Genomic DNA, 23,380 nt, shown 5'->3' on the forward strand with positions numbered 1-23,380 from the left:
TCGTGATCAAGACCGGATCGGAACACATTCAGTCCCTTAAGGACAATCGGCAAGTCTACATCAATGGCGAAGTCGTCAAAGACGTCACAACACACGAGGCCTATCGCCGGACTGTCGCCTCGGTCGGGAAGCTCTATGATTTTCAAGCTTCGCCCGCCAATCTTGAGATGATGACCTTCGAAACCCCAGATAAACCCGGCGAACGCGCCAACCGCATCTGGCAGTTGCCGCACTCCTATGAGGACCTTGTTGAACGCCGTAAGGCATTGGAGGCCTGGACCGAGATCCATGGCGGTTTCCTGGGGCGCGCACCGGATCATGTCGCCTCCTGCATTGCCGGGATGTATATGGGCCTCAATGTCTTTGAGGAGCATGACCCGACCCGTGCCAAAGCACTTGCCGACTATTATCACTACGCCCGGGACAATGAACTCTATCTCACCTATGTGATCATCAACCCTCAGGCCGACAGGTCCAAGGCCGCCAACGAGCAATCCGATCCGCATCTGACCGCGGGGGTTGTCGATCAGGATGCTGAGGGCCTCACCATTCGTGGCGCCAAAATGCTGGCAACCGGCGGCATCATGGCCAATGAGGTGTTCGTCACGTGCATCCAGCCGTTGCGCCCCGGTGAAGAGCCTTATGCAATCTCCTTCGTCATTCCGATGAACGCCAACGGCCTCAAGATCCTGTCGCGCAAGTCCTATGAGGAGAGTTCGCCAACCGTCTACGACAACCCACTCGGCAGCCGCTATGACGAGAACGATTCGGTTCTCTATTTCGACGATGTGAAAGTGCCGTGGGACCGGGTGTTCATCAATCAGGACACCGCCATGTGCATGCGTCAGTTCCATGCCACCCCGGCCCATGTCTATCAGAACTATCAGGCCCAAATTCGGTTGATGGTGAAGATGCGGTTCCTGCTTGGTATCGCCAAAGTAACTGCCGAGACCAATGGCGTTGTCGGCTTTCCTCAGGTCAAGGAAATGCTCGGCACCCTGGCCGCACAATCGGCACTGGTCGACAGTTTGGTTCACGCCATGGAAGTCAAGGGTGGGATGAAGGGCGAATATTTCATCCCTGACGCGCATACTCTTTACGCTGCACAAGTGCTTACCCAGCAGCTTTATCCGCAGGTTATCACCATGCTGCGCGAACTTGCCGGCGGCGGCCTTATCATGCTGCCCTCCTCGGTTGCGGATTTTGGCAATCCAGAACTTCGCGATTTGATCGGCAAGACCCAGCAATCGCCAACGACCTCGTCGGAAGGTCGCGTGAAATTCTTCAAGCTCGCTTGGGATGCTGTCGGTTCGGAATTCGCGTCGCGGCACACGCAGTATGAGATGTTCTATGCTGGCGCAAATTTCGTGACGAAAGGGCATAGTTTCCGCACTTTCGACTGGGATCGCTGCACGCACCTTGTCGATCAGATGCTTGATAGCTACTCACTTGAAAACGAAATGACCAATTTCAAAACCGCTGCGGAGTAATAGATATGACAATTAACAAGGAACACAAGGAATTCGTCGCCGTCGACATGGAAGCCGACGGGTGGCACGTGCCAGCCGGCTATCCCAAGGGTATCGAGCAGAAAATCCTCGCCGGCGCGCTCGACGAAGACCAGAAATTTGGCTCACGTACGCGACTGTTGCGGTTTGCGCCTGGTATTTTCACTACCGCCCCCTTCGTCCATGACTATTGGGAGGAGGTCTATCTTGTCTCCGGCGACCTGACGGTCGGGAACGACGAAAACGGGGAGGGCGGTGAAAGTTTTGCACCGAATACCTATGCGTGCCGGCCGCCAGGAGCACATCATGGCCCCTTTAAATCGGAGAACGGTTGCGTGCTTCTCGAGATACATTACTACGATCAGGACAAGTGATGAAACCGATTGCTGAATTGGTTGAAGCACTTGAAAAGGGCGAGGCTACCAGCCTCGCCCTCGCTGATGAATGCCTCGAGCGGATCGCTGACCCTGCGGGTGAAGGCGGCCGGGTCTTCTTGTCAACCGACCCCGAACGAGTTCGCGCCCAAGCGCGGGCAATGGACGAGGCCCGCAAGGCCGGCAAGGCCTCCTCGCCGCTCACGGGCGTCCCGGTTTCCATCAAGGCCCTTTTCGACATCGAGGGCGAGGTCACAACGGCCGGATCGGCAGTTCTGCGCAACGCGCCGCCGGCCGAGACAGACGCCGAGGTCGTGCGGCGACTTAGGGCGGCAGGCCTGGTCATACTCGGCCACACCAACATGACCGAGTTCGCTTATTCAGGGCTCGGGATCAATCCGCATTACGACACGCCACGCAATCCGGTGGATCGCGAAGGTGGCCGCATTCCGGGCGGTTCGTCCTCGGGTGCCGCAATATCTGTGACCGACGGTATGGCGGCTATGGGCCTAGGCACGGATACGGGCGGATCTTGCCGCATCCCGGCGTCGTTTTGCGGCATTGTCGGGTTCAAGCCTACTGCCCGGCGTGTTCCCCAACAGGGTACTTACCCGCTGTCAAAGAGCTTTGACTCTATCGGCCCACTTGCCCGCTCCGTTGATTGCTGCATCCGGATCGATGCCATCCTGGCGGGCGACGCGACACCGATCGAAATCCCCGACGAACTCTTCGGTCTCAGGATCGGTGTACTCAGGCACTATGCGCTTGACGGCATCGAACCCGCCGTGGCGGATGCGTTCGAAAAGGCCCTGCGCGCGATCGAGCAAGCCGGCGCGCGCCTGACAGACATCAGCCTGCCCGACTTTGACCGCGTCGCCGATCTGAATGCGCGCGGCGGCATCATCGGTGCTGAAGCCTGGCGACTGCATAAGGAAATGATCGCCGAGCATGGCGTCGAATACGACCCGCGTGTACGCGTGAGAATCGAAAAGGCTCGCGAACAAGAAGAGGGCGAATATGAGGCGCTGTTGAATGCGCGTCAGGAGATCATCGACAACGCCGATACCATCACGACCGGATTTGACGCAGTTGTGATGCCAACCACCCCCATACAGGCCCCGTTGATCGCTGATCTGATGGACGAATCGGACTACGGGCGGCTCAACTTGCTGGCTCTTCGAAACCCGACAATCGCCAACTTCCTGGATCGTTGCGCCATATCCGTCCCAATGCCGACGGGCAACGGTATGCCGGCCGGGTTTATGCTGATGGGTGAAACGATGGCCGACAAGAAGCTGCTCGGGCTAGCCCAGGCCGTGGAGAGGGTACTCGGCACGTATTGACCGTCAGGTTCTAAGTATTTGGTTTGTGGTGTTAGCGTGGAACGAGGCGATATGTTCGCGCATCGCCTTTTCGGCGGCAGCCGGATCATGCTTCTTGATTCCTGCCAATATTTCGGCGTGTTGTTCGCACACCCGAATATTGTGGTCCGGTGCGCGCAGCGAGATGAACCAGAAGCGCAATGCTTTATCGTGGAGATTGCCGAGGAACTCCGAAAGGATCAAATTGCCAGCTGCCGCCGTAATCGAGCGGTGGAACTCCCGATCAAGAGCGATCATTGCGTCGATATCGTGGGCATTTGCCGCTTTCCAGGTCGCATCGACATTTTTTCGAATGCGGGCGATATCGTCTCGGCTCGCCTTTTCTGCCGCCCACCGCACGGCCTGGGTTTCATTGATCAACCGCATCTCGATGTTTTCGACGAAATCGTCAAGACTGACGGGGCTAACGACAACGCCCTTGCGAGGCATTACTTCCACTAGGCCGTCTACGGTAAGCCGGTCAATGGCTTGAATAACCGGGGTGCGTCCCAACTCAAGCTCAGCGGCCAGCTCAGTGACCGTTACGGCTTCGCCTGGCCTGAGTTCGCAGCTCACGATCCGGCGTTTGATTTCTTCATAGGCCGTATCGCGCAGGGATTTGCGCTTTTCAATGGGTTTTCCGTTTTGCCGAGACGAAACTGTCCCGTTCCCAAGATTCTGCATAGTACCCTATCCGATCGGGCCATTTCTAATCGGCAATGGCCAGTGATTTAATATGATACCGTAATTCAAGTTCACGGGCGAGAACAGGATCGACCAACCGACATTCGAAATCCGATGCCGACCTGATACCACCAATCGCAGGCAACGTGCCGCAGAACATCATTGTGCCGTCCGGCAGAGTGCCACCGTCGGTGTATTTTTTGATGAGAGTTTCAGGCCGTAGCAGGCCCGCGACTGGCCCGTTCTGATAGAGAACCCGCTCACCCCCGATGGTCGCGTAGCTAGTGATCACAAGTTCGTCCCAGTGATCAGATACTTCATCAAAAGGCCAGAACACGGTCGAAACGGGCTTCTCACAAATTTGTTTGGACGCGGTGACCCCGAAGGTCTCTACCTTGCGGTCGGTATGATCTGACCCAATACCGACAAAAAGCTTACCGTTGTGGCTCGTCAACACACATTCCACTTCACCACTGGAATCGTCGCCCATAACTTCGATGGCGTCTTCTGTCGCCAATCGTGACGCGGAGACCCGATAGAAGATCGGCGTCTCACGCGGGCGTGCAATGCCCAGCGCTTCAAGCTCACGGATATGGTGTTCCATCGCTTCGGCGTCTCTCCCAGCCCAGCCAGCGATGACCAGGTCGGTTACTTCGATCGCCTTGGCCTCTGTGCCGTTGAGCGTTTCAACGTCGATGTTGATCGTTTCCATGACCACTTTGCCTTTCTTTTTCCATTGGCCCGTCACCGTGTGAAACGTCTGTTTTCCCGCTCATTCGCCGGGGCTGCAGCACACTCTCTTGACAAACACGCATGGTGATGTTGCGGTGAAATATCACAAGCGTTTTATTCATGTCTGCCGGTGGAAGTCAACGGATGACCGGTTTGAAAGGGAATGGCGCTGTGGCGAAACCTAACAAATTGCTGGGCAACGGGAGGCTTGGCGAAAAGGAGTGGATTATGAAAAGAAAGATTGGCCAATGGGCCAAAACGGTTCTGCCGGCTGCAGCGCTGGCGCTCACCACGAGCGTTGCTGTTGCTCAGGACAATCCTGACACGCTCAATATCGGCGTGTTTACTTTCACGTCGGGACCTGCTGCCGCCTATGGCATGCCCGGCAAGCAAGCTGCCGAATTGATGATCGAGCGAATCAATGCCGATGGCGGCATTGGTGGATTACCGATCGAAGCCAAATTCGTGGATGAGGCGCAGGGCGCTGAAGGCGTTATCTCTGAATACCGCCGGATGGCCGAAGACCCCTCCAATCAGGTTGCCGTCGCAGCGTTGTCGAGCGGCAATTGCCTGGCGCTCGCCCCGCTGGGCGAGCAGCTTAAGATGCCGACCATCGCTTGGAACTGCGACACCCACCAACTCCTCTTGAATGATCGCCTTCAATATACTTATCGGCCAAACGGGAATACCATCCCTGAATTCACGGCCTTCGTCGCTTATCTGCTAGAGCGCAATCCGGACGTGAAGCGCGTGGCGATCATCAATCCAGATTATTCCTTCGGCCATGACGCCGCGGAGATCGTCAAAACAGCGTTCGAGACATTTGCCCCGGACGTTGAGATCGTTGCCGAACTCTTCCCCAAACTTGGGGCGTCTACCTACCAAACCGAAATATCCCGTCTTTCCTCGGCCCGCCCCGACGCGATCTTCTCTAATCTTTGGGGGGGCGATCTCGAGAATTTCGTGCGTCAGGCCTCGCCGCGTGGGATTTTCATGCAAAGTCAGGTCATTCTGGCACTTGGTGAAACCGTGCTGCAGCGCGTTGATCTGCCTGAAGGGGTAATCGTGGGCATGCTCGGAGACGGTTACTGGCTTTCACCCGATTCCCAGGCCAATGCCGACACCGTTGCCTTTGCCGAGGCCTATCACAAGCGATATGGCGAATATCCGGTCTTTCCCGCTATGAAGATGGCCAACGCCTTCGTGGTCATGAAGGCTGCAATCGAGAAGGCCATTGACGCCAAAGGCGGCGAATGGCCGACACGTGATGAGATCGCGGCCGCCATGAAAGGTATGGAGGTCGACACCATGACCGGCCATGTTCGCATTCGAGAAGACAATGACGGTATCGTCGATCAGGTAATCGGCGTCACCGCAAAGTCCGACACCTATGACTTTAAGGTGATTGCCGATATGGTCCGCTATGACGGTGATGTGTTCATGGCACCCATCGACGAGGAACCGGTCGAATGGATCCGCACTCTCGATTCCGCCTTCCTTAAAGCGCTTCCGAAACCCGGATCGTACAAATAACCGGCGTCCTGCTCCTGCTGGTTGGGAGCGGGTCCAAACAGTGATTTGCCGGCCCCTGTAACCGGAATGTCCACCGGGTTGGGGCCGGCAGACCTCTCGCACAAGGCACACCAATGCTCAATTCGATCCTCCCACTGCTCGTCGACGGGCTCGCCAATGCGGCGCTTATCTTCTTTGTCGCTGTCGGCCTCACACTGGTCTTCAGCGTTCTGCGCATTCTCAATGTCGCTCATGGTAGTTTCTATTCCATCGGCGCCTATGGCGCGGCGAGCCTCGGGCTGTGGCTGGTCAGTGTGGGAGCCAATCCCTGGCTTTCTTACCCGGCCCTGCTGGTCAGCGCCGCGTTGGTCGCCGCCCTTTTCGGACCGACCATCGAGCGTTTGCTGGTCCGCTGGACCTATGGCAAGGGCGAGGCAATCCAAATCCTTGTGACATTTGGGTTGTTCCTGATTCTCGAAGATCTGCAGCGAATGGTGTTCGGTGTGCAGTCGCTCTATCAGGACACTCCAATGACGCTACTGGGCGTCACCATGGTTGGCGGCGTTGTTTATCTCAACTATCAGATCTTGCTGATCGTGCTCGCTTTAATCGTCCTGATCGGCCTAAGGCTGTTGATCAAGCGTACACGCATGGGCCGTCTTCTGGCCGCAGTCGTCGCGGACAGGGAAGTCTCCGAGGCCATGGGCATCAATACCGACCGAATTTTCATGCTTGCCTTCTCAATCGGAGTGTTTCTCGCTGCTCTCGGCGGCGCATTGGCCACGCCGACGACCGGCGTTGCCCCAGGGCTTGGCGCCGAAACCATGGTGCTTGCATTCGCCGTTGCAGCCATCGGCGGGCTCGGCCAGATCGAAGGCGCAGCCATCGCCGCCGTCATAGTCGCTACCGCCAAGGTGCTGGCGGTCTATTTTGTTCCGGCGCTCGATTCAGTAGCGCCCTACCTCGTCATGCTCGCCGTGTTGATGGTCCGTCCCCAGGGCTTGTTCGGCGTTGCAGAAACTCGGAGGGTATGATGACGCGTTTACTGCCTCTCATCACGGCCATAGCCGTACTCACATTGCTGCTGCTACCGGTGGTGCTGCCTTGGAGCCAGTTCATCATTACCATCGCCATCGCTAAGGGTTTCGCCGCGCTCGGCGTTGCCCTATTGCTGCGTGGCGGGCTGATCTCGATTGGCCATGCTATGTACTTCGCGATCGGCGCCTATGTCACCGCCTTCATGATGAAATCCGACATGCTCGGCGATCTTGCCTTGCTGCTGCTGGGTTCGACATTGGTCGCGACATTGGTCGGGCTCATCGTCGGATCGTTCTTGGTGCGGTTCCGGGCGATTTTTTTCGCAATGCTCAACCTCGCGGTGTCGATGGTTCTTTTTGCTCTCTTCTCCAAACTTTATGGATTGACCGGTGGCACCGATGGCATGCGCGTCTCTGTGCCGGCTATTTTCGGCAATGTGCTCGATAAGGCCGCCTTTGACGGCGTTCTGTATTATGTTTGCATCGCTTTGTTGGTGATCGTCGGTTTCCTAGTACGCGCCTATTTCAAAAGCCCGCTTGGCTATGGCCTCAAGGCCATACACACCAACGAGGTCCGCCTTGAGTATCTCGGCGTCTCCGCTTATTCGATTACGTTGATCGCCTACACAATCTCAGCAGCGCTCGCGGGCCTTGGCGGCGCGATGGCCGCGCTTTCCATCGGTCACGTCCTGCCAGAATACGCCTATTGGACCGAAAGCGGACATCTGGTGCTGACCGCCGTGCTGGGTGGGATTGGCGGTGTCGCCGGACCGTTCATCGGCTCCGTGTTCCTTGAAGCCGTCCATACCTTTGCCGTCGATTTTGCAGCGGATGCCTGGAACATGATCCTCGGTGCAACGCTGTTGCTTGTCATCTTCTTCGTGCCACGGGGCCTTTTCGGCCTGTTTGAGGGTAAACCGGCAAAGCGCGCCTCTGCCGACGAGGAAACCGGCGACACCCCGAACACGGCTATTGAAGGAGGGGCGAAATGAGCCAGCCCGTATTAAGAGCCGAAGGGCTCGAACTCGCCTTTTTCGGGGTCAAGGCTGCCGATGGTATCGACCTTGAGATCCGTGAGGGAGAATTTCTCGCCATCATCGGATCGAACGGCTCGGGCAAGACGACCTTCCTGAACATGTGCACGGGTTACCTGAGTCCGACGGCTGGAACCGTCTATCTTGGCGAAAAGCCTATCACCGGGATGGCGCCGCGCCGGATTGCTCGCCTCGGGATCGCCAGGGCATTCCAGATCCCCCAGCTCTTCACGGATCAGACGCTTCTGGAAAACGTGATGCTGGCGATTGCATCGCGTCGGGGTATCTGGGAAGGGTTAAAACCGCTCAATCGTTCAGTCTATGTAGAGGAAGCGCTGGAACTCTTGGCCCTGTTCGGGCTTGAAAGACACGCAGAAACTATAACCGGCACGTTGCCCGAGGGCTTGCGCAAGCTCGCCGACATCACCCTTGCCCTGGCGCTCAACCCGAAACTGCTGCTGCTCGACGAGCCCACCAGCGGCGTCAGCGCCATAGAGCGGTTTTCGCTCATGGAGAAGCTGATGGCCGCTCTGCGTTCAAGGCAAATGACGGCACTTTTCGTCGAACATGACATGGAGGTGGTCCGGCGTTATGCGGACCGTGTGGTTGTTTGGGATGCGGGCAAGATCATCGCCGAAGGGAATCCGGCTCAGGTGCTAAAGGACCCCAAGGTGGTTGAACGCGTCGTGGGAGTGGTGTGATGCTCAGTATCAAAAATCTCGACGTCTCAATCGAAGGCGCGCAGATCCTGCGTGGTGTGAGCTTTGATCTTGAGGCGGGCAAAACAACGGTTCTGATTGGCCGGAACGGTGCCGGCAAGACCACGACCCTGCGCACGGTGATGGGCCTGCAGACCAAGACCGGTGGCAGACTGATGCTGGGCAAGACTGATCTCGACCGACATCCCGGCTATGGCCGGGCCAAGCTCGGCATCGGTTACGCACCGGAGGACAGACGTCTGATCCCGGCCTTCACGGTTGAGGAGAACATTCTCTTGCCCGCCTATGCGACACGTATGCAGCGTGATGAAAGGCAAAGGCGGCTGAACGAAGTCTATGATCTCCTGCCTCAACTCAAAACAATGGGTGACCGACCCGGCGGCGGCGTGTCGGGCGGTCAGGGAAAAATGGTCGCGCTTGGGCGCGCCTTGATGGTTGCTGATCACGTGTTGCTGCTCGACGAACCCTTCCAGGGTCTCGCCCCTGCGCTCGCGCTCGAATATGCTCAGGCGCTCAAGCGCTTGCGAGAAGCAAGACCCGAGATCGCCTTCCTGATCACGGAATCGAGTCCCGAACTCCTGTCGTCGATTGCTGACCATTCGCTCCAGATCGAACGCGGCCTGATTGAGATGGAGCACGGCGAAGCGGCCTAGTGTCCCCATACTTGTTCTGCATCCGCCGCAGGGAATGGGCGTCTTCGCGATGAAGGCGCCCTTTTCCGCTCTGGAATAGGCGCCCTGCTGGCGACACTGCGGCACGGCGGTTCCGTGCTCAGTCTTGCGAAGTGACCGACAAGAGTACCGGAATGTCCTTGGGTGTCTTATTGCCTATCAGGAAACGACCAAGCTGGGTTCCAACGGCAAGTGTGCTCGCGGCCGCGCCCCGTTGCCAGCGCATCAAGCATGCGAAAGATGTCTTCGGCCTGCTCATTGACGTTGCTGTCATCGAGGCCGCCCAAGAATCGAACTCGGCGACGGCCTTCGCGCCGTTGAAGCGCGGATCGTCGAGGAATTTGGAACCGGTGCCTAGTTTGGCAGTTGCCTCGGTATGTGCGGGCTTTGCATGGGGCTTGAAAGGGGCGCGATCGCGGGTGCGACGGGCACTCACACACTGTGATCTTTGAATGGAAGCCCGTCGGACAGATGGACCCAAGGAAGGATTTCATCCGCGTGGAAGTGGATCGTGGGCTGAACCGTTCGGGAATCCGTCAAAAGCGCCGCATAGAAATGCATTTCTGTCGGGTACCTGCCCGACTTGAAAAACATCGGGGATCCGCATGTGCCGCAGAAGCCGCGCGTGTTTCCCGGGCTACTGACGAAGCTTGCGGGCTGTTCGCCCGTGAAACGCCAGCCCCCGTCTTCGTGGCCGATCCATGTTGTGAAAGGGGATGCCGTCGCCCGACGGCAACTTTCGCAGTGACAATGCCCGACCCAGTTGTGGGGGCCGACAAGTTCGAAAGTGCACGCCCCGCAAAGGCAATGCCCGGTTCGGGTCTGGACGCTTTCCGTCATCTGGAAATTTCCTTTCAGGGCTTCGTTACCGTCTTTGGAGCACTTCAATCATGCGAACATGTTTCGATAATCGCTGATTTGGACGCCGAGTTGTCGCTGGAAAGCACGGCGCATGCGTTGCAGATCCCCGAAGCCGCTGCTTGCCGCAACTTGTTTGAGGGGAAGATCCTCCAGCAATAGACTTCGCGCGTGGTCGACCCGGACTTTCTCGACAAAGTGTGCCGGCGTTTCCTGTGTATCGCGCTTGAAATACCTCGTCAGCGTTCGTGAATTCATCCGCGCGGTTTCCGCCATGGTTTCCAGCGACCAATCCAGATGCGGCTGCGAGACAATCCGTTCAATGAGCTGCGCAAGTGTTTCATCCTTGGTGAACTGCCCCGCCAAGTGAAACGCGTATTGGCTTTGGCCACCGGTGCGGCGCAGTTGCACGACAAGCTCCCGCGCAACGGCAAGCGCGGCGGACGGCCCGCAATCCTGTTGGATAATCGCAAGCGCCAGATCGATTCCCGTCGTTATCCCGGCGGACGTATAGATATTGCCCTGTGAAATGCTGATGCGATCCAGATCCCAGCGGACGTCGGCATACTTTCTTGTGTCGTCCAGCCTCGACCAATGGGTGGTCGCCTGTTTTCCGTCCAGAACGCCAGCGGCCGCCAATACAAGCGCCCCGGAACATACAGAGATAATGCGTCCTTTACCCGATGAGTGCTTTTTTATGGTTTCCAGAAGGTCGGTATCGGAAATCAGATCATCGACCCCATTGCCGCCCGGAATCAAAAGGTCGTTGCTGCTCGATTCTGACGTAAACCGTGCGTCCGCCGACAACCGCAATCCGCAACACGCCCGTACGGTCTTCCCGTCATGCGAAACAAACCGAGTTTGGTATTTCCTTCGGTCGTTAACGCGTGCGGTTTCAAAGGCCTGAACCGGCCCTGCCACATCCAGCATGTTGACGCCGTCAAAGAGCAAAACGTCAATTTTCCGAGGTTCCAATGGATTGTCCATTTTTGATGCCTGAATGTCATTTAAGACAACCGTAAACCATCCTATAAGCCGGGTTGTCAATACGGTTCAAGAGGAACTCTGCAAATGCAGGTTATGTGGATTAGCCGAAATGTGAACTTCATTGGTTTGCTGTTTGCCAATACGATTCTTGGGGTAGCCATGCCCATGCTGCTGATCCTGGGAGGATTGACCGGCTTGATGCTGGCCCCGACGGAGGGTCTGGTGACGCTGCCGGCCTCTGTTCAGACATTGGCCGGACTGCTGGCCGCTGCGCCGTGTTCCTTGTTCATGGGGCGCTATGGTCGGCGAATTGGCTTTGCGGCGGGGGGCTGCGTTGCGATTACCGGCGCCTTGTTGGCGACATATGCGTTGATCGCCGATAGTTTCGTCCTGCTGTGTGCGGCCCATTTCGTTCTGGGCGCAGCACTGGCGTCGTTTCAGTATTTCCGGTTCGCCGCCGCCGAGGTAGTCAGTACAGAGTGGCAGCCTGTCGCGATATCGCTGATGTTAACCTCCGGCCTTGTTGCCGCCATCGCCGGTCCGGAGATTTTCATCATGGCCAAGGACGCGTTGGCCCCTATTCCTTTGGCTGGTGCCTATGCCGCCTTGGCCGCTGTTCTTCTGTTCGGAATTACGCCTCTTGCGGCGGTTAGAATTCCGCGCACCGAGGATCCGAGCCCCAAGTTGAATATCACGCGGTTTTCCGCACTGTCCGAACTTCGCCGGGGACCGGTACGCAGGGCGGTGGGAATCGCGGCCGTATCCCAAGGCGTCATGATCTTTCTGATGATACCGACGCCATTGGCGATGATAGGCTGCGGGTTCGTTGAGGCCACCGCGGGCGACGTGATCCGCTGGCATGTCGTTGCGATGTTCGCGCCGAGCTTTTTCACAGGGTTTCTGATCAAACGTTTCGGCGCGGAACAGATAGCGATTGCGGGCCTTGTGATGGTTTTGGCTGCAGCCCTGGCCGCCGCGGCCGGCCTATCCGCCGCGCATTTTTACGGGTCGTTGATCTTGCTGGGCGTTGGTTGGAATTTCGGCTTTATCGGTGCGACCAGCCTGTTGGCCAGTGCGGTGACGGCTGGGGAAAAGGCCGCGATACAAGGGGTCAACGATACGATCATTGCGCTTGTGTCCACGGTTTGCGCTTTCGCCGCCGGGTTGGTCGTCACCGGTTACGGCTGGGCGGTGCTTGCCTTTGTCACAATGGCCGTCCTGCTGATCACCTTCGTCATACTTGCGATGGGCAGAAAACAAGCCCGGCTGGAACAGATATAAGGAAAGGTACACCCGGTCGCCGCGTCGCCGTTGACGGACTTTCCCTATCGCACAGGGGCCATCGCCAAAACCGATGGCCGTCAGGTGCCGTAGCGTGTCAGTTCCAGCCCATCCATGTCGATCTCGGGTGTTTTGCCCATAACCACATCGGCGACCGCGCGGGACGATCCGCAAGCCATTGTCCAGCCCAGCGTGCCATGGCCGGTATTCAGGAACATGTTGGCATAGCGCGTTTTGCCGATCACGGGCGTGCCGTCGGGCGTCATCGGGCGCAGGCCGGTCCAGCCTTCCGCCTTTGAAACATCGCCGCCTTTCGGGAACAGGTCGTTCACCACATAGCGCACGGTGTCGGTCTTGTGTGCGCCGAGCTTCGCGGAATAACCGGCGATCTCCGCCTGGCCGGCGACACGGATACGGTCGCCAAGACGGGTGATCGCAACCTTGTGCGTCTCGTCCATGATGGTCGATTGCGGCGCGGCGTCCCCGTCGGTGACCGGCAGCGTGATCGAATAGCCCTTGATCGGGTAGATCGGGGCATCGATGCCGATTGACCGCAACAGGCTGGGCGCGAAGGGCCCCATGCAGCAGACGAAGGCATCCGCCTCATGTGTGCCTTCGTCGGTCAACACTTTCTCCACACGGTCCATGCCGGTGGTAACGCCCTGGATGTTCACATTGTAATGGAATTGCACACCCATTGCCTCGGCCTTCTTCGCCAGGCCCTGCGTGAACATGCGGCAGTCCCCGGTGCGGTCGGCCGTCAGCCGCAAGCCGCCGACGAATTTCTCCTTCACGTGTTGCAGGCCCGGTTCGACGGCGATGCAGCCGTCCTTGTCCAGGACCTCGAAGGGGGAATCGAACTCAGCGAGCACGTCCTGGTCGGCCTTCGACCCGTCGAGCTGCTTCTGGGTTCGGAACAATTGCAGCGTGCCTTGTTCGCGCAAGTCGAAGTCCAGCGGCACGTCGGCCAGCAGGTCCTTCAGGGCCTGCTTGCTGTAATTCGACACACGGACCATGCGGGATTTGTTGATCCGGTAAGCCTCTTCATTGCAATTGGCGAGCATCTGCAGGCCCCAGGACCACATGCGGGGGCTGACCATGGGATAAATGAAAAGCGGCCGGTGGCGCATGAACAGCCATTTGACGGCCTTCATGGGAATGCCGGGCGCAGCCCAGGGGGAAGTCATGCCGTAGGAAAGCTCACCCGCATTTGCATAGCTGGTTTCCAAGCCGGGCTCGCGCTGGCGGTCCAGCACCAGAACCTCGGCCCCCGCACGGGCCAGATAATAGGCCGTGGTCACGCCGATCACACCGGCACCCAACACGATGACTTTCATTCAGCCATACCCCCAATAACAATCGGTGTTCTTTTACCGATCATACCGAGGCTAAGTGCAAAACAATAGGGGGATCTGAAGACCGTCGCTCAACTGAAATACGGAAGACCTTTTTCCTTTGCGGCGTCCACCCAGTTGGGTACGAAGGGGACGATCTTGTCCTGGCTAGGCACCATGACCTCGATGAAGTTCGCGCCGGGGTTCTCAATCGCGTCTCGAAGCGTCGACTCGATCTCGCTTTCGGACGTGATCCTGGCCGTCTGGAAACCGAAGCCTTCCGCCACTTTCACATAGTCGACCGGTCCGAAGTCGGTCGACCAAGGCTCGTCCACCTCATCCAGCAGAATAGCCTCGCCCCTGATCCAGCCGAAGGTGTCGTTCCGGGTCAGAATGACGGTGACGTTCTTGCCCGACCGGCGGATCGTTTCGAAATCGCCCAGCACAAAGCCGAGCGATCCGTCTCCGGTAAACGAGATCACCGGACCGTCGGAAGCGAAAGACGCCCCGATTCCCGCCGGTACCGAATAGCCCAGCGCGCCCATCGAATAATTGGTGATGTACCGCCGCCCGGCTTCGCGAATGGACAAAAGCGCGGAGGGGTAGATCGCGCTGACGCCGGGTTCCGCCGTGACGATCGCATTCGCCGGCAGCATCGCGTCCAATGCCTGCGTCAGTTTCACCGGGGAGATTGTCCCTTCCGGCATCTGGATGTTGGAATTGAAGACCGTGTCCAGTGCGGTCCGCTTCATCGGGTTCAGATCGATCTTCTCCCGCACCAGACCGGGATGCTCGCGATGGATCAATTCCACCATGTAATCGAGCGTGGCGCGGGCATCGCCGGCCAAGCCGACTTTCAGCGGAAAATTGTTGCCGATATGGGCCTCAGCGATGTCCAACTGCAGGAAAGTCTTCGACGCCGGGTCGCCATAGAGTTTCCAGTGGTCCGTACCGGCCGAGTCCGTGTTCGTGCCGACGAAGAAGATCAGGTCGGCGTCCCGGACAGTGTGGTTCGCATATTCCATCCCGCCGCGCGCGCCGACGACGCGCAGGGACAGCGGATGCGTTTCCGGAATGGTCCCTTTGCCCGGCGTGGTCGTGCCGACGGGTATCTGCAACAGTTCGGCAAGGGCGAGCACGGCTTCGGTGGCGTGCGAGATCAGCGCGCCTTGGCCGCAGACGATGACCGGCTTTTCCGCCGAGATCAGCAGATCCATCGCAGCGCGGATTTTGCCATGATCGGCGACTGGCCGGTGCGCCGGATAGGTCGCGTATTCCGGTTCGGCATAGAGATCGGTTAACTCAGCCGTCTCGTGGAAGATATTCGCCGGAACGCGGATATGAACCGGCGCGGGACGGCCGGAGGTGGCGACCCGAAAGGCACGGCGCATCAGGAACGGGATGTCCTTCACGTCGGTAAGGGTGAAGGATTCCTTGCTGATACTGTCGTATAGGGCGGTCTGGTCGACGCCGGTCAGACCATGCCGCTTGTCCGCATTCACGGGAATATCCGAACTGAAAAAGATGATCGGGACAGAGCTGAGATAGGCTTCCGTGATGCCCGGCGTGCAATGGGTGACGCCGGGGCTGGGTGCTTCCAGTACGGCGGGACGGCCGGTGATCTTCGCATAGGATTCCGCCGCGTAGGATGCGGTGCGCTCGTCCCGGGTCAGGACGAATTCGATATCCGAATGGCGCCGCCATTCTTTGTACCAGCCGATGGTGGTTTCGCCGGGTAGGCCGAAGACATGCCGAACGCCATGCAGTTCCAACATTTTTAAGATGACTTGCGCGCCGTTCATTTGCACATCCACGAAAGGCCCCCCATTTTTGCTATTTGGCCGAGGGACAAGAGTTACACGGGTCGGTGCGCTCGGTCGAGCGGAGAGGAAATTTGCGACCTTACCCCGACCTGTGCGTTAAATGTAGAGCGGGCAACACCTTCTTGGGGCCGCGCCCTCTCAACGAAACCCGCACCCCACAGCTTTATAGAGAGGCAATCAATGCTGGATTTAATTCAACGCGCGATCATCCCAATCGTTGCAGCCGCCGTTTTGGTTCTGTCGCTCTTATTCTCATGGATATGGCTGGCGGTGTTGTGCATCCCGATCGTCGCGCTGGGGATTTATGATTATTTCCAGGATCGTTGGACGATTACCCGGAACTTCCCGGTAGCGGGTCGGATACGGTGGCTGTTCTACAAGTTGCGTCCCTATCTGCACACCTACATCGTCGAAGATGATCTGCATGGCACCCCGTACTCATACGAGGCCCGCAATCTTGTTCATACCAGGGCGCGAGGGGAAACCGATACGCACCCTTTTGGAACGGAAAGAGATGTCGATAGTGAGGAATATTACTGGATCGGTCATTCCATCGCCCCGGAACCGAACCCGGATGAAAAGCCGCGCGTCATGGTCGGGAACGATCAGTGCAAGCAACCCTATTCCGCCTCGCTCCTCAACATCTCGGCAATGAGTTTCGGGGCGTTGTCCGCCAATGCGGTCAGGGCCCTCAATATCGGCGCCAAGAAAGGCGGCTTCTATCACGACACCGGGGAAGGCGGCCTGTCGGCCTATCATTTGGAGCCGGGCGGGGATGTGGTCTGGGAGCTAGGCTCCGGCTATTTTGGCGCACGCGACAAGGATGGAAATTTCGATCCGGAAAAGTTCAAGGACACGGCCCAGCGGGACGCGGTCAAAATGACGGAAATCAAATTGTCGCAAGGCGCCAAGCCGGGCCATGGAGGTATGTTGCCCGCCGCCAAGGTGACGGAGGAGATCGCCCGGGTTCGCGGTGTTCCCGCGCATCAGGACTGTCTTTCGCCGCGTGGCCATTCGGCCTTCTCCACGCCCATCGAATTGATGGAGTTCGCGGCCCGTATGCGGGATCTGTCAGGCGGAAAGCCGATTGGCGTGAAGTTGTGCATCGGTCATCCGCACGAGCCCTTTGCCTTGGTCAAGGCGATGCTGGAAACCGGCATCAGGCCCGATTTCATCGTCGTCGACGGTGGTGAAGGGGGAACCGGTGCGGCCCCGCTTGAATTGTCCGATTGGGTGGGAATGCCCCTGTCGGAAGGGTTGGTGCTTATGCGCAACGCGCTTGAAGGGGCGGGCCTCAAGGAAGATGTGAAGCTGGCCGCCAGCGGCAAGATGTATTCCGGCATGGGGCTGGCCTATGCCATCGCGCAGGGTGCCGACTGGTGCAACGCCGCGCGCGCCTTCATGCTGTCGATCGGCTGCATCCAAGCGCAACGCTGTCATCTGGGAACATGTCCGACCGGCGTCACGACGCAGGATGCCGGCAGGCAGCGCGGGCTTGTGCCAGAGGTACAGGGCGAGCGCGCGGCGCGCTTCCACGAAAAGACTCTTCTGGCGTTATCCGACATTGTGGCCTCCGCCGGGTTCAAACATCCAAGTGACCTTCAACCGCACCATCTGATGCACCGTGTCGGGACCGAGCGTGCGGTGCCGATGGACAAGATCAGGACCTTCCTGCCGAAAGGCATTCTGTTGGAGGAACCTGAAGATACAATCTATGCCGATTGGTGGGCGGCCGCTCGTGCCGACAGCTTCAAACCTGCCTTGGACCTTGCTGCCGCCAGGACGGGCAAAAAGGTCCAGTATGACGAGATTTGAGGAAAGTTGGGGGAGGGTTCGATGACTTCCGATGCCGCGTCGTCACATTTCATAGAGTCCGGCGACGAGCCGGGATTGCGTCTTCACTTACGTCTGCGTGCGCCGGTCGGGAAGGATCCTTTGGCCTGTCCGCCGGTGCTGCTCGTGCATGGCGCAACCTATGCCAGCCCGCTTTATGACGTGGCTCATCCCGGCGCGAGCTGGCTTCAGGCGATCGCGGAAGCGGGGTTCGCCGCCTATGCGCTGGATATTCGCGGTTACGGACAATCGCGCTCGCAGGTCATGGAAGACGCGGATAGTCCCTACGCCACGGGCGACCAGGCGCTGCGGGATATCGACGATGCGGTGACGTGGTTGATCGCACGGCACGGGGCGGGCCGCGTAGCGCTGGGCGGCGGGTCATGGGGGTCGATCACTACAGCCCGCTATGCCGCGACCATCGGACGGGGCAAGGTCGAACGCCTGATCCTGTACGCACCGATTTTCGCGGAACGGAACCAAGGTTGGCTCACCCTTCTGGCCGATCCGAAAGAGCCATCCAGGATCAATCCGGGTTTCGGCGCGTGCCGCTGGGTGAACGAGGAAACGACGCGGCTGCGTTGGGACGAGGAATCGCCACCCGGCGTGACCCGCCGTGACGACGCTGTTCTGACGGCGATGTTTCAGGCGTCGCTGGCGGATGACCCATTGGCGAAGAAGCAGACTCCACCGGCTTTCCGCGCACCCAACGGAACCTTTCTGGATCTGTGGGAGGCGTTCAACGGTCGCGCATTGTACGACCCCGCGGCGATCACCTGTCCGACGCTGCTTCTGCGCGGCGGGGCCGACATGACCTCTACAAGGTCCGATGCCCTGGCGCTTTTCGACAAGCTGGGGACGGATGCCCGCCACTATGTGGAAATCGCCGATGGTGGGCATTTCGTCAGCGCCGAAAATCGCGCACCGCAAGTTTTTGCAGAAGCAAATGCCTTCCTCGGTCTAAATGTCGGGTAGCGATTCCAGCAGGATCTCTTGACGGAGCCTGTTTCGACAAGAATTGTCGCGGTCCACACGATTTTCGCACTTGGCCCCGCTGCCGCATCTGCGGTCGGCGCCGGGTCAACCTGCTACGTGAAGGGCTGAACCTGACCTGCGCCGGCACTGGGCTACGCCGCTTCGCGGTTTTCTCCTGGCCCTATAACTTGTTTTAGAAAGGCGCGCCGCATGACCACCGAGAGCACAATATGGGATCTGGAAGAACGCTTCTGGACGGAAGGCGCCGACGGTGCCCGTCACATGACGGCGGAAAACGGGGTCATTGTCTTTCCTTACCCTGCCGGAATTCTTCACGGCGCCGACGTGTGGAGAGAAAAGAACGTCGCACAGCGTTGGCGGTCGGTTGAGATGAGCGAACGCTATATTTCTATCCAAGACAAGATTGCCATTTTGGCCTATTCCGTCGCCGCCGATCGGGGTGACGAGCCGACGTATGAAGCGCTCTGCACCTCGACCTATCTGAAGGACGACGACACGTGGCTTCGTCTGACGCACCAGCAGACCTTGGTGGATTGAAGACGAGCTGACGCTCCGGTATCTGGAACCGTCGTACGCCACGATCTATCGCCAGCAAGTCCGACCGTTTGGGGAGGCGACGATGCGGCTTGCCCAAACCTTCGCCGATCAGAGCGTTATCGCGCTGGAAAATGTCCGCATCCTGGCGGCGCTGCAGTCAACCGACAACGACGAGCAGCGGTTTCTGAAAAAAGGTGGCGAACGCTGAAACCGTGATGATGCCCTCGGTAACGGCGTTCGCTGTGCGCAAGAACCGGGTGGCTGCTGGATCATAGGCATGTTCCCTTGTGAACAAGGAGATGCCGCCATGATCGAAACGCTATTCTCGCTTGTTCTTTTCCTGTTTCCACTCGCCTACAGTCCGGGGCCCGGGAACATATTCTTCGCCGCCAACGGTGCGCGTTTCGGCATGCTTGCAACGATCCCGGCGAATGTCGGATATCACATTGCGACATGGCTCGTGACAGTGCTCATCGGCTTGGGGCTGATGACGACTCTTCAGAATTCACCTGACGTTTTCCTTGTCCTTAAAATAGCGGGAACGCTCTACGTTCTTCGGATTGCCTGGAAAATGTTCTTCTCCGGTGTTGCCGACAACCCCGCCGATGCGCGCCCGGCGTCATTCATGGATGGCGCCGTTCTGCTTCTCCTCAACCCCAAGGCCTACGTGATCATAGCGCTGATGTTCACACAGTTTCTGCGCGCGCCGGACGAAGAGCACCTTCCCCTCATTCTTGCGATCACGACCGTGTTTACATTGAACAATTTTCTCGCATTTTCCGTATGGACGGCAATTGGCGGCAGACTTTCGAAATGTTTTGCCCAAGCGGGCAGCGCCAGAATGCTGAACATGACTTTCGGCACGGTCTTAACGGCCGTCGCGATTTGGATGTGCTTTGCCTGACAGGTCACGGCCGTCTCGTCGACGACCCCGCAGCCCCTTGCTGGATCGACGTGTACTACTTCATCAGGATCGCAAAGCTTTCATAGGGCGCCAAAGCCAAGTCGCGGTCGACCTTGTTGCGCACGTCATGGGAATGGATCAGGCATTCACCGGTGCCGCAGACCTCGCCGGGAAGCTCGGCTCGGCGGGGCTTATCGCTGAAATTGCCGGCCACCAGCAGCGTTTCGTCACCCAATTTCCGCTGGTAGGCCAGAATATCGGGATCGTCCAGCAATAGCGGAACGGTGTGCCCGAAGACGACAACATCATGGTCCTTCCGAATTTGGATCAGCTGGCGATAGTGATCGAAAATACTCTCGGGATGGATCAGGTCCTGTTCGACGTTGATCTCATGCGCATTCGGATTGGCTTCGATCCAGGGCGTTCCCGTTGTGAAGCCGCCATGGGGCGCGGAATTCCACTGCATCGGCGTGCGTGCATTGTCACGGCTGTTGCGGTTCGCCCCGGCGATGAATGTTTCCGGCGGAACGCCGAGGGCGACCTGCTCCTCGAAATGGTTCAGCGTGTCCAGGTCACGATACTGGTCGATACGCTCGAACTTGGCGTTTGTCATACCGATTTCTTCGCCTTGGTAGATGAAGGGCGTGCCTTTCAACAGATGCATCACGGTGGCCAGCATCTTGGCGCTGGCGCGGCGATGCTCGCCATCGTCTGCGTAGTAGGACACTTGGCGCGGCAGGTCGTGATTGGACAGGAACAGCGCGTGCCAGCCCTCGTCGCGTATCAATTCCTGCCAGGCGAAGAGCGTGCGTTTGAAGGTCACCAGATTGAACGGATGCGCCGCAAATTTTCCTAGGTCCGGATGCCAACCGTCTCGGATATGCGAGAATTCGAAGACCATATCGATCTCTTTGCGGTCACGACCACAATAGAGCAGCCCTGTGTCGGTCGAAGCCGACCAGGTTTCGCCGACGGTCAGGATATCCCGTCCGGCCAGAACCTTCCGGTGCATTTCCTGAATCAACGGATGAAGGTCGGGGCCTTCTTCATATATCCGCGCGTCGACATCCTTGCCGATCAGGTCGATGACATCCATCCGGAAGCCTGCGATGCCGCGGTCGAGCCACCAGCTCATCATGTCGTAGATTGCAGCCCGCAAGTCGGCATTCTGCCAGTTCAGATCCGGCTGGGCCGGGCTGAAATAATGGAAGTAGTATCGGTCGACCTCCTCCACATAGGTCCAGGCCGGCCCGCCGAAATAGGCCCGCATGTCGTCCGGCGGCCCGCCGTCGGGACCCGGATCACGCCAGATGTAGAAGTCGTGTTCCGGCAGGTCGCGGGATGTTCTGGCACGCTGGAACCAAGCGTGAAGGGATGAGGTGTGGTTGACGACCAAGTCCATGACGATGCCGATGCCACGGTCCTTAGCGGCGGCAATCAAATGGTCCATGTCCTCAAGCGTGCCGAATTCATGCGCGATATTGCGGTAGTCCGAAATATCATAGCCGTTGTCGATCATCGGCGACGCGTAGACCGGGGAAAGCCAGATGAAGCCGATGCCCAAATCCGACAAGTGGCCCAACTTGGAAATGATGCCGGGAATATCGCCCACGCCATCACCGTTGCTGTCGGCGAAGCTGCGCGGATACACCTGATATCCGGTGGCCCTGTGCCACCACCGTTCGGCGGTGTTGGGCGAGGAGGTTTGGGAAGTTTCCAGGTTTGCCATGAGCTCTCCTGTCAGGAATGGGAGTGGGGTGAGGGGCGCGAGCCCCGTCCGGATGTCGCCCGGTGGGGACAGGCCCGGCCAGAACTAGGGCTAGTCGTCCGTTGCGACGGCCAGCTTTCCAGTGACACCATGCTTGTCGATCAAGGATTGCACCGTACCGTCGGCGACGGCATCGGCCAGGACCTTTTCGATAACAGCCTTCAATGCCGGCTTGCCGTGTTTGGTGCCGACAGACTGTTTGATGGCGGTATAGCGGCCCGGCAAAACGCGGGAGCCCGGCATCTCCTTGGCATTTTCCAATAGAGCCGGCGTCAGGCCGGCCAGCGCGTCCTGACCACCCTGCTTGAACATTTCGAACGTGCCTGGCAGGCCCTGGCCATGAACCAGTTCGGCATGCTGCAAGGTGCGGGTCAGATAAAGGTCATAGGCAGCGCGGGCCGGGACGGCGATTTTCACGCCCGGCTTGTCCACATCTTCGATCTTTTCCAGCGGCGATCCGGCGGGGACAAGATAGGTCGCCTCTATCTGAACATAGGCTTCGCAAAAATCGATGATCTCGGCGCGCTTCGGCTCAATCGCGATCAGGCAGATATCCCAGGTGTCGATGGCGTCGCCGACCTCGCCCGGCGTTGGGTAACATACGTATTCAACACCGGTACCGAGCGCCTCCGCGATCCGGGCGGCCATATCCGGCGCGACGCCCACGGGTGTGCCGTCCGGCTTCCGGTCCGTCACCAGAAGCATATTGCCAAGATTGATGCCGACCCGAAGTGTTGTCGGATCGTCTAGTTCCGCGGTCGCTTCCCGTGACATGGCCTATCCCCTGCTGCGTTTTTTCTGGGAACAGACTAAGCGCGCTTCAGCAGTCCCCGCAACCGGTCGGCGAAGGTTTCGACGCCTGGCGTCTTTAGGCCCGGCACCTTCGCCGCTTCATCGGCGCGGCGCAGAAGAAGGGCTGCTTCTAAATGTGGGGAGGCTTCGAAGTCTTTGACCTCCTCCTCGCCCATCACCCCGCCCTGAAGTTTCAGGCTCAAGACCGAAGCTTCCGAAAGCAGGTCGAAATACCCGGGTTCGACCGCACAAAGGTAGCGTTTCGCATCCACATGCATGCGCACCGGTTCGGACACTTCGGGGCCGAAATACTCTTCCAGGAAATCCGCGCCCACCTGTTCGTGGATGGCGTCGATGCCCTGTTCGGCGTGATAGATGTCTTCCTCATGCAACAGATGACCGACATCGTGCAGCAGGGCCGCACAGACCAGCGCGTCGCTGCAATTCTGCTGGTCCACATGGATGGCGGATTGCAGGGCATGTTCGGTTTGGCTGACGCCTTCGCCGTAATGCTCGCCGCCGCGTTCCGCGAAAATCGTGATCAGGTGGTCGACGATATCGCCGTCCGGATTGGCTTTTTGTGCTTGCCGCAGGCTCATGACAAATTCCGTATTTGTGGATTTAAGTAGTATTGC

23 protein-coding genes are annotated in these 23,380 nt (G+C 58.5%); 14 read left to right on the forward strand and 9 right to left on the reverse strand.

Features of this window, described 5'->3' with window-relative positions; all coding sequences use genetic code 11:
* Nucleotides 1-2: 2 nt before the first annotated feature.
* From EOI86_RS16905 to EOI86_RS16915, 3 genes are read left to right on the forward strand one after another with little or no spacing between them, the layout of a single operon-like run.
* Nucleotides 3-1,490, forward strand: coding sequence for a 4-hydroxyphenylacetate 3-hydroxylase family protein (locus EOI86_RS16905; RefSeq protein ID WP_127766319.1), 1,488 nt, complete (start codon nt 3-5; stop codon nt 1,488-1,490).
* 5 nt (nt 1,491-1,495) lie between these two features.
* On the forward strand, nt 1,496-1,882 hold the full coding sequence (locus EOI86_RS16910) for a cupin domain-containing protein (protein ID WP_127766320.1): 387 nt from the start codon (nt 1,496-1,498) through the stop codon (nt 1,880-1,882).
* Nucleotides 1,882-3,225 (forward strand): amidase, encoded by a 1,344-nt coding sequence (locus EOI86_RS16915; RefSeq protein WP_127766321.1) that lies wholly within the window; start codon nt 1,882-1,884, stop codon nt 3,223-3,225. The genes EOI86_RS16910 and EOI86_RS16915 overlap by 1 nt, the downstream gene beginning before the upstream one ends.
* Nucleotides 3,226-3,228: 3 nt before the next feature.
* Here the strand turns inward: EOI86_RS16915 and EOI86_RS16920 are convergent, their stop codons facing one another.
* On the reverse strand, nt 3,229-3,927 hold the full coding sequence (locus tag EOI86_RS16920) for a GntR family transcriptional regulator (RefSeq protein ID WP_127766322.1): 699 nt from the start codon (nt 3,925-3,927) through the stop codon (nt 3,229-3,231).
* A gap of 25 nt (nt 3,928-3,952) precedes the next feature.
* Nucleotides 3,953-4,639, reverse strand: a complete 687-nt coding sequence (locus EOI86_RS16925) for a DUF2848 domain-containing protein (protein ID WP_127766323.1) — start codon at nt 4,637-4,639, stop codon at nt 3,953-3,955.
* Nucleotides 4,640-4,803: 164 nt separating this feature from the next.
* Here EOI86_RS16925 and EOI86_RS16930 point away from each other — a divergent pair, with 164 nt between their 5' ends.
* The 5 genes from EOI86_RS16930 (at nt 4,804) to EOI86_RS16950 (ending at nt 9,614) form a co-directional block, all read left to right on the forward strand.
* Nucleotides 4,804-6,192, forward strand: coding sequence for an ABC transporter substrate-binding protein (locus EOI86_RS16930; RefSeq protein WP_205032227.1), 1,389 nt, complete (start codon nt 4,804-4,806; stop codon nt 6,190-6,192).
* A 113-nt stretch (nt 6,193-6,305) separates the two neighbouring features.
* Nucleotides 6,306-7,205, forward strand: coding sequence for a branched-chain amino acid ABC transporter permease (locus EOI86_RS16935; RefSeq protein ID WP_127766324.1), 900 nt, complete (start codon nt 6,306-6,308; stop codon nt 7,203-7,205).
* Nucleotides 7,205-8,200, forward strand: coding sequence for a branched-chain amino acid ABC transporter permease (locus EOI86_RS16940; protein WP_127766534.1), 996 nt, complete (start codon nt 7,205-7,207; stop codon nt 8,198-8,200). The genes EOI86_RS16935 and EOI86_RS16940 overlap by 1 nt, the downstream gene beginning before the upstream one ends.
* The gene (locus EOI86_RS16945; RefSeq protein WP_127766325.1) at nt 8,197-8,943 is read left to right on the forward strand and encodes an ABC transporter ATP-binding protein; all 747 of its coding nucleotides are present in this window, start codon (nt 8,197-8,199) and stop codon (nt 8,941-8,943) included. Before EOI86_RS16940 ends, EOI86_RS16945 begins: the two co-directional genes overlap by 4 nt.
* Entirely contained in the window at nt 8,943-9,614 is a 672-nt protein-coding gene (locus EOI86_RS16950) for an ABC transporter ATP-binding protein (RefSeq protein WP_127766326.1), read from the forward strand. The genes EOI86_RS16945 and EOI86_RS16950 overlap by 1 nt, the downstream gene beginning before the upstream one ends.
* 450 nt (nt 9,615-10,064) lie before the next feature.
* Here EOI86_RS16950 and EOI86_RS24970 read toward each other — a convergent pair whose 3' ends face one another.
* Both EOI86_RS24970 and EOI86_RS16960 read right to left on the reverse strand, forming a co-directional pair.
* On the reverse strand, nt 10,065-10,472 hold the full coding sequence (locus EOI86_RS24970) for a GFA family protein (RefSeq protein WP_127766327.1): 408 nt from the start codon (nt 10,470-10,472) through the stop codon (nt 10,065-10,067).
* 48 nt (nt 10,473-10,520) lie between these two features.
* Nucleotides 10,521-11,477, reverse strand: coding sequence for a GlxA family transcriptional regulator (locus EOI86_RS16960; protein WP_127766328.1), 957 nt, complete (start codon nt 11,475-11,477; stop codon nt 10,521-10,523).
* Between the two features lie 84 nt (nt 11,478-11,561).
* Between EOI86_RS16960 and EOI86_RS16965 the strand changes: the two genes are divergently transcribed.
* Nucleotides 11,562-12,758 carry an MFS transporter gene (locus EOI86_RS16965; RefSeq protein WP_127766329.1) on the forward strand — a complete coding sequence of 399 codons (1,197 nt, stop codon included), beginning with the start codon at nt 11,562-11,564 and terminating at the stop codon, nt 12,756-12,758.
* Nucleotides 12,759-12,838: 80 nt separating this feature from the next.
* On the opposite strand, the gene EOI86_RS16970 is transcribed toward EOI86_RS16965, so the two are convergent.
* Nucleotides 12,839-14,095 carry a D-amino acid dehydrogenase gene (locus tag EOI86_RS16970; protein WP_127766330.1) on the reverse strand — a complete coding sequence of 419 codons (1,257 nt, stop codon included), beginning with the start codon at nt 14,093-14,095 and terminating at the stop codon, nt 12,839-12,841.
* A gap of 89 nt (nt 14,096-14,184) precedes the next feature.
* Nucleotides 14,185-15,894 (reverse strand): thiamine pyrophosphate-binding protein, encoded by a 1,710-nt coding sequence (locus EOI86_RS16975; protein WP_127766331.1) that lies wholly within the window; start codon nt 15,892-15,894, stop codon nt 14,185-14,187.
* Between the two features lie 201 nt (nt 15,895-16,095).
* Between EOI86_RS16975 and EOI86_RS16980 the strand changes: the two genes are divergently transcribed.
* The 5 genes from EOI86_RS16980 to EOI86_RS16995 all read left to right on the forward strand — a co-directional run bounded on the left by EOI86_RS16980 (nt 16,096) and on the right by EOI86_RS16995 (nt 20,185).
* Nucleotides 16,096-17,730, forward strand: a complete 1,635-nt coding sequence (locus EOI86_RS16980) for an FMN-binding glutamate synthase family protein (RefSeq protein WP_127766332.1) — start codon at nt 16,096-16,098, stop codon at nt 17,728-17,730.
* A gap of 21 nt (nt 17,731-17,751) precedes the next feature.
* On the forward strand, nt 17,752-18,723 hold the full coding sequence (locus EOI86_RS16985; RefSeq protein ID WP_127766333.1) for an alpha/beta hydrolase: 972 nt from the start codon (nt 17,752-17,754) through the stop codon (nt 18,721-18,723).
* Between the two features lie 210 nt (nt 18,724-18,933).
* The gene (locus tag EOI86_RS16990; RefSeq protein WP_205032228.1) at nt 18,934-19,281 is read left to right on the forward strand and encodes a hypothetical protein; all 348 of its coding nucleotides are present in this window, start codon (nt 18,934-18,936) and stop codon (nt 19,279-19,281) included.
* 82 nt (nt 19,282-19,363) lie between these two features.
* Complete coding sequence (locus EOI86_RS24895; protein ID WP_275668593.1) at nt 19,364-19,489, forward strand: hypothetical protein; 126 nt, start codon at nt 19,364-19,366, stop codon at nt 19,487-19,489.
* 99 nt (nt 19,490-19,588) lie between these two features.
* Nucleotides 19,589-20,185: a LysE family translocator gene (locus tag EOI86_RS16995; RefSeq protein ID WP_127766334.1), complete on the forward strand. Its 597-nt coding sequence runs from the start codon at nt 19,589-19,591 to the stop codon at nt 20,183-20,185.
* 55 nt (nt 20,186-20,240) lie between these two features.
* Here EOI86_RS16995 and EOI86_RS17000 read toward each other — a convergent pair whose 3' ends face one another.
* The 3 genes from EOI86_RS17000 to EOI86_RS17010 all read right to left on the reverse strand — a co-directional run bounded on the left by EOI86_RS17000 (nt 20,241) and on the right by EOI86_RS17010 (nt 23,344).
* Complete coding sequence (locus EOI86_RS17000; RefSeq protein ID WP_127766335.1) at nt 20,241-21,914, reverse strand: glycoside hydrolase family 13 protein; 1,674 nt, start codon at nt 21,912-21,914, stop codon at nt 20,241-20,243.
* 90 nt (nt 21,915-22,004) lie between these two features.
* Nucleotides 22,005-22,727, reverse strand: a complete 723-nt coding sequence (locus EOI86_RS17005) for a transporter substrate-binding domain-containing protein (protein ID WP_127766336.1) — start codon at nt 22,725-22,727, stop codon at nt 22,005-22,007.
* 35 nt (nt 22,728-22,762) lie between these two features.
* Nucleotides 22,763-23,344, reverse strand: coding sequence for an HD domain-containing protein (locus EOI86_RS17010; RefSeq protein WP_127766337.1), 582 nt, complete (start codon nt 23,342-23,344; stop codon nt 22,763-22,765).
* Nucleotides 23,345-23,380 lie beyond the last annotated feature (36 nt).

This window comes from Hwanghaeella grinnelliae (genome assembly GCF_004005845.1).
In the GTDB taxonomy this organism is placed as follows: domain Bacteria; phylum Pseudomonadota; class Alphaproteobacteria; order UBA8366; family Aestuariispiraceae; genus Hwanghaeella; species Hwanghaeella grinnelliae.

Bases quoted from the DNA above. Each gene is read 5' to 3' on its own strand.
- EOI86_RS16910 (WP_127766320.1), top strand. From the start codon at position 1,496: ATGACAATTAACAAGGAACACAAGGAATTCGTCGCCGTCGACATGGAA.
- EOI86_RS16915 (WP_127766321.1), top strand. From the start codon at position 1,882: ATGAAACCGATTGCTGAATTGGTTGAAGCACTTGAAAAGGGCGAGGCT.
- EOI86_RS16920 (WP_127766322.1), bottom strand. From the start codon at position 3,927: ATGCAGAATCTTGGGAACGGGACAGTTTCGTCTCGGCAAAACGGAAAA.
- EOI86_RS16925 (WP_127766323.1), bottom strand. From the start codon at position 4,639: ATGGAAACGATCAACATCGACGTTGAAACGCTCAACGGCACAGAGGCC.
- EOI86_RS16930 (WP_205032227.1), top strand. From the start codon at position 4,804: ATGACCGGTTTGAAAGGGAATGGCGCTGTGGCGAAACCTAACAAATTG.
- EOI86_RS16935 (WP_127766324.1), top strand. From the start codon at position 6,306: ATGCTCAATTCGATCCTCCCACTGCTCGTCGACGGGCTCGCCAATGCG.
- EOI86_RS16940 (WP_127766534.1), top strand. From the start codon at position 7,205: ATGACGCGTTTACTGCCTCTCATCACGGCCATAGCCGTACTCACATTG.
- EOI86_RS16945 (WP_127766325.1), top strand. From the start codon at position 8,197: ATGAGCCAGCCCGTATTAAGAGCCGAAGGGCTCGAACTCGCCTTTTTC.
- EOI86_RS16950 (WP_127766326.1), top strand. From the start codon at position 8,943: ATGCTCAGTATCAAAAATCTCGACGTCTCAATCGAAGGCGCGCAGATC.
- EOI86_RS24970 (WP_127766327.1), bottom strand. From the start codon at position 10,472: ATGACGGAAAGCGTCCAGACCCGAACCGGGCATTGCCTTTGCGGGGCG.
- EOI86_RS16960 (WP_127766328.1), bottom strand. From the start codon at position 11,477: ATGGACAATCCATTGGAACCTCGGAAAATTGACGTTTTGCTCTTTGAC.
- EOI86_RS16965 (WP_127766329.1), top strand. From the start codon at position 11,562: ATGCAGGTTATGTGGATTAGCCGAAATGTGAACTTCATTGGTTTGCTG.
- EOI86_RS16970 (WP_127766330.1), bottom strand. From the start codon at position 14,095: ATGAAAGTCATCGTGTTGGGTGCCGGTGTGATCGGCGTGACCACGGCC.
- EOI86_RS16975 (WP_127766331.1), bottom strand. From the start codon at position 15,894: ATGAACGGCGCGCAAGTCATCTTAAAAATGTTGGAACTGCATGGCGTT.
- EOI86_RS16980 (WP_127766332.1), top strand. From the start codon at position 16,096: ATGCTGGATTTAATTCAACGCGCGATCATCCCAATCGTTGCAGCCGCC.
- EOI86_RS16985 (WP_127766333.1), top strand. From the start codon at position 17,752: ATGACTTCCGATGCCGCGTCGTCACATTTCATAGAGTCCGGCGACGAG.
- EOI86_RS16990 (WP_205032228.1), top strand. From the start codon at position 18,934: ATGACCACCGAGAGCACAATATGGGATCTGGAAGAACGCTTCTGGACG.
- EOI86_RS24895 (WP_275668593.1), top strand. From the start codon at position 19,364: ATGCGGCTTGCCCAAACCTTCGCCGATCAGAGCGTTATCGCGCTGGAA.
- EOI86_RS16995 (WP_127766334.1), top strand. From the start codon at position 19,589: ATGATCGAAACGCTATTCTCGCTTGTTCTTTTCCTGTTTCCACTCGCC.
- EOI86_RS17000 (WP_127766335.1), bottom strand. From the start codon at position 21,914: ATGGCAAACCTGGAAACTTCCCAAACCTCCTCGCCCAACACCGCCGAA.
- EOI86_RS17005 (WP_127766336.1), bottom strand. From the start codon at position 22,727: ATGTCACGGGAAGCGACCGCGGAACTAGACGATCCGACAACACTTCGG.
- EOI86_RS17010 (WP_127766337.1), bottom strand. From the start codon at position 23,344: ATGAGCCTGCGGCAAGCACAAAAAGCCAATCCGGACGGCGATATCGTC.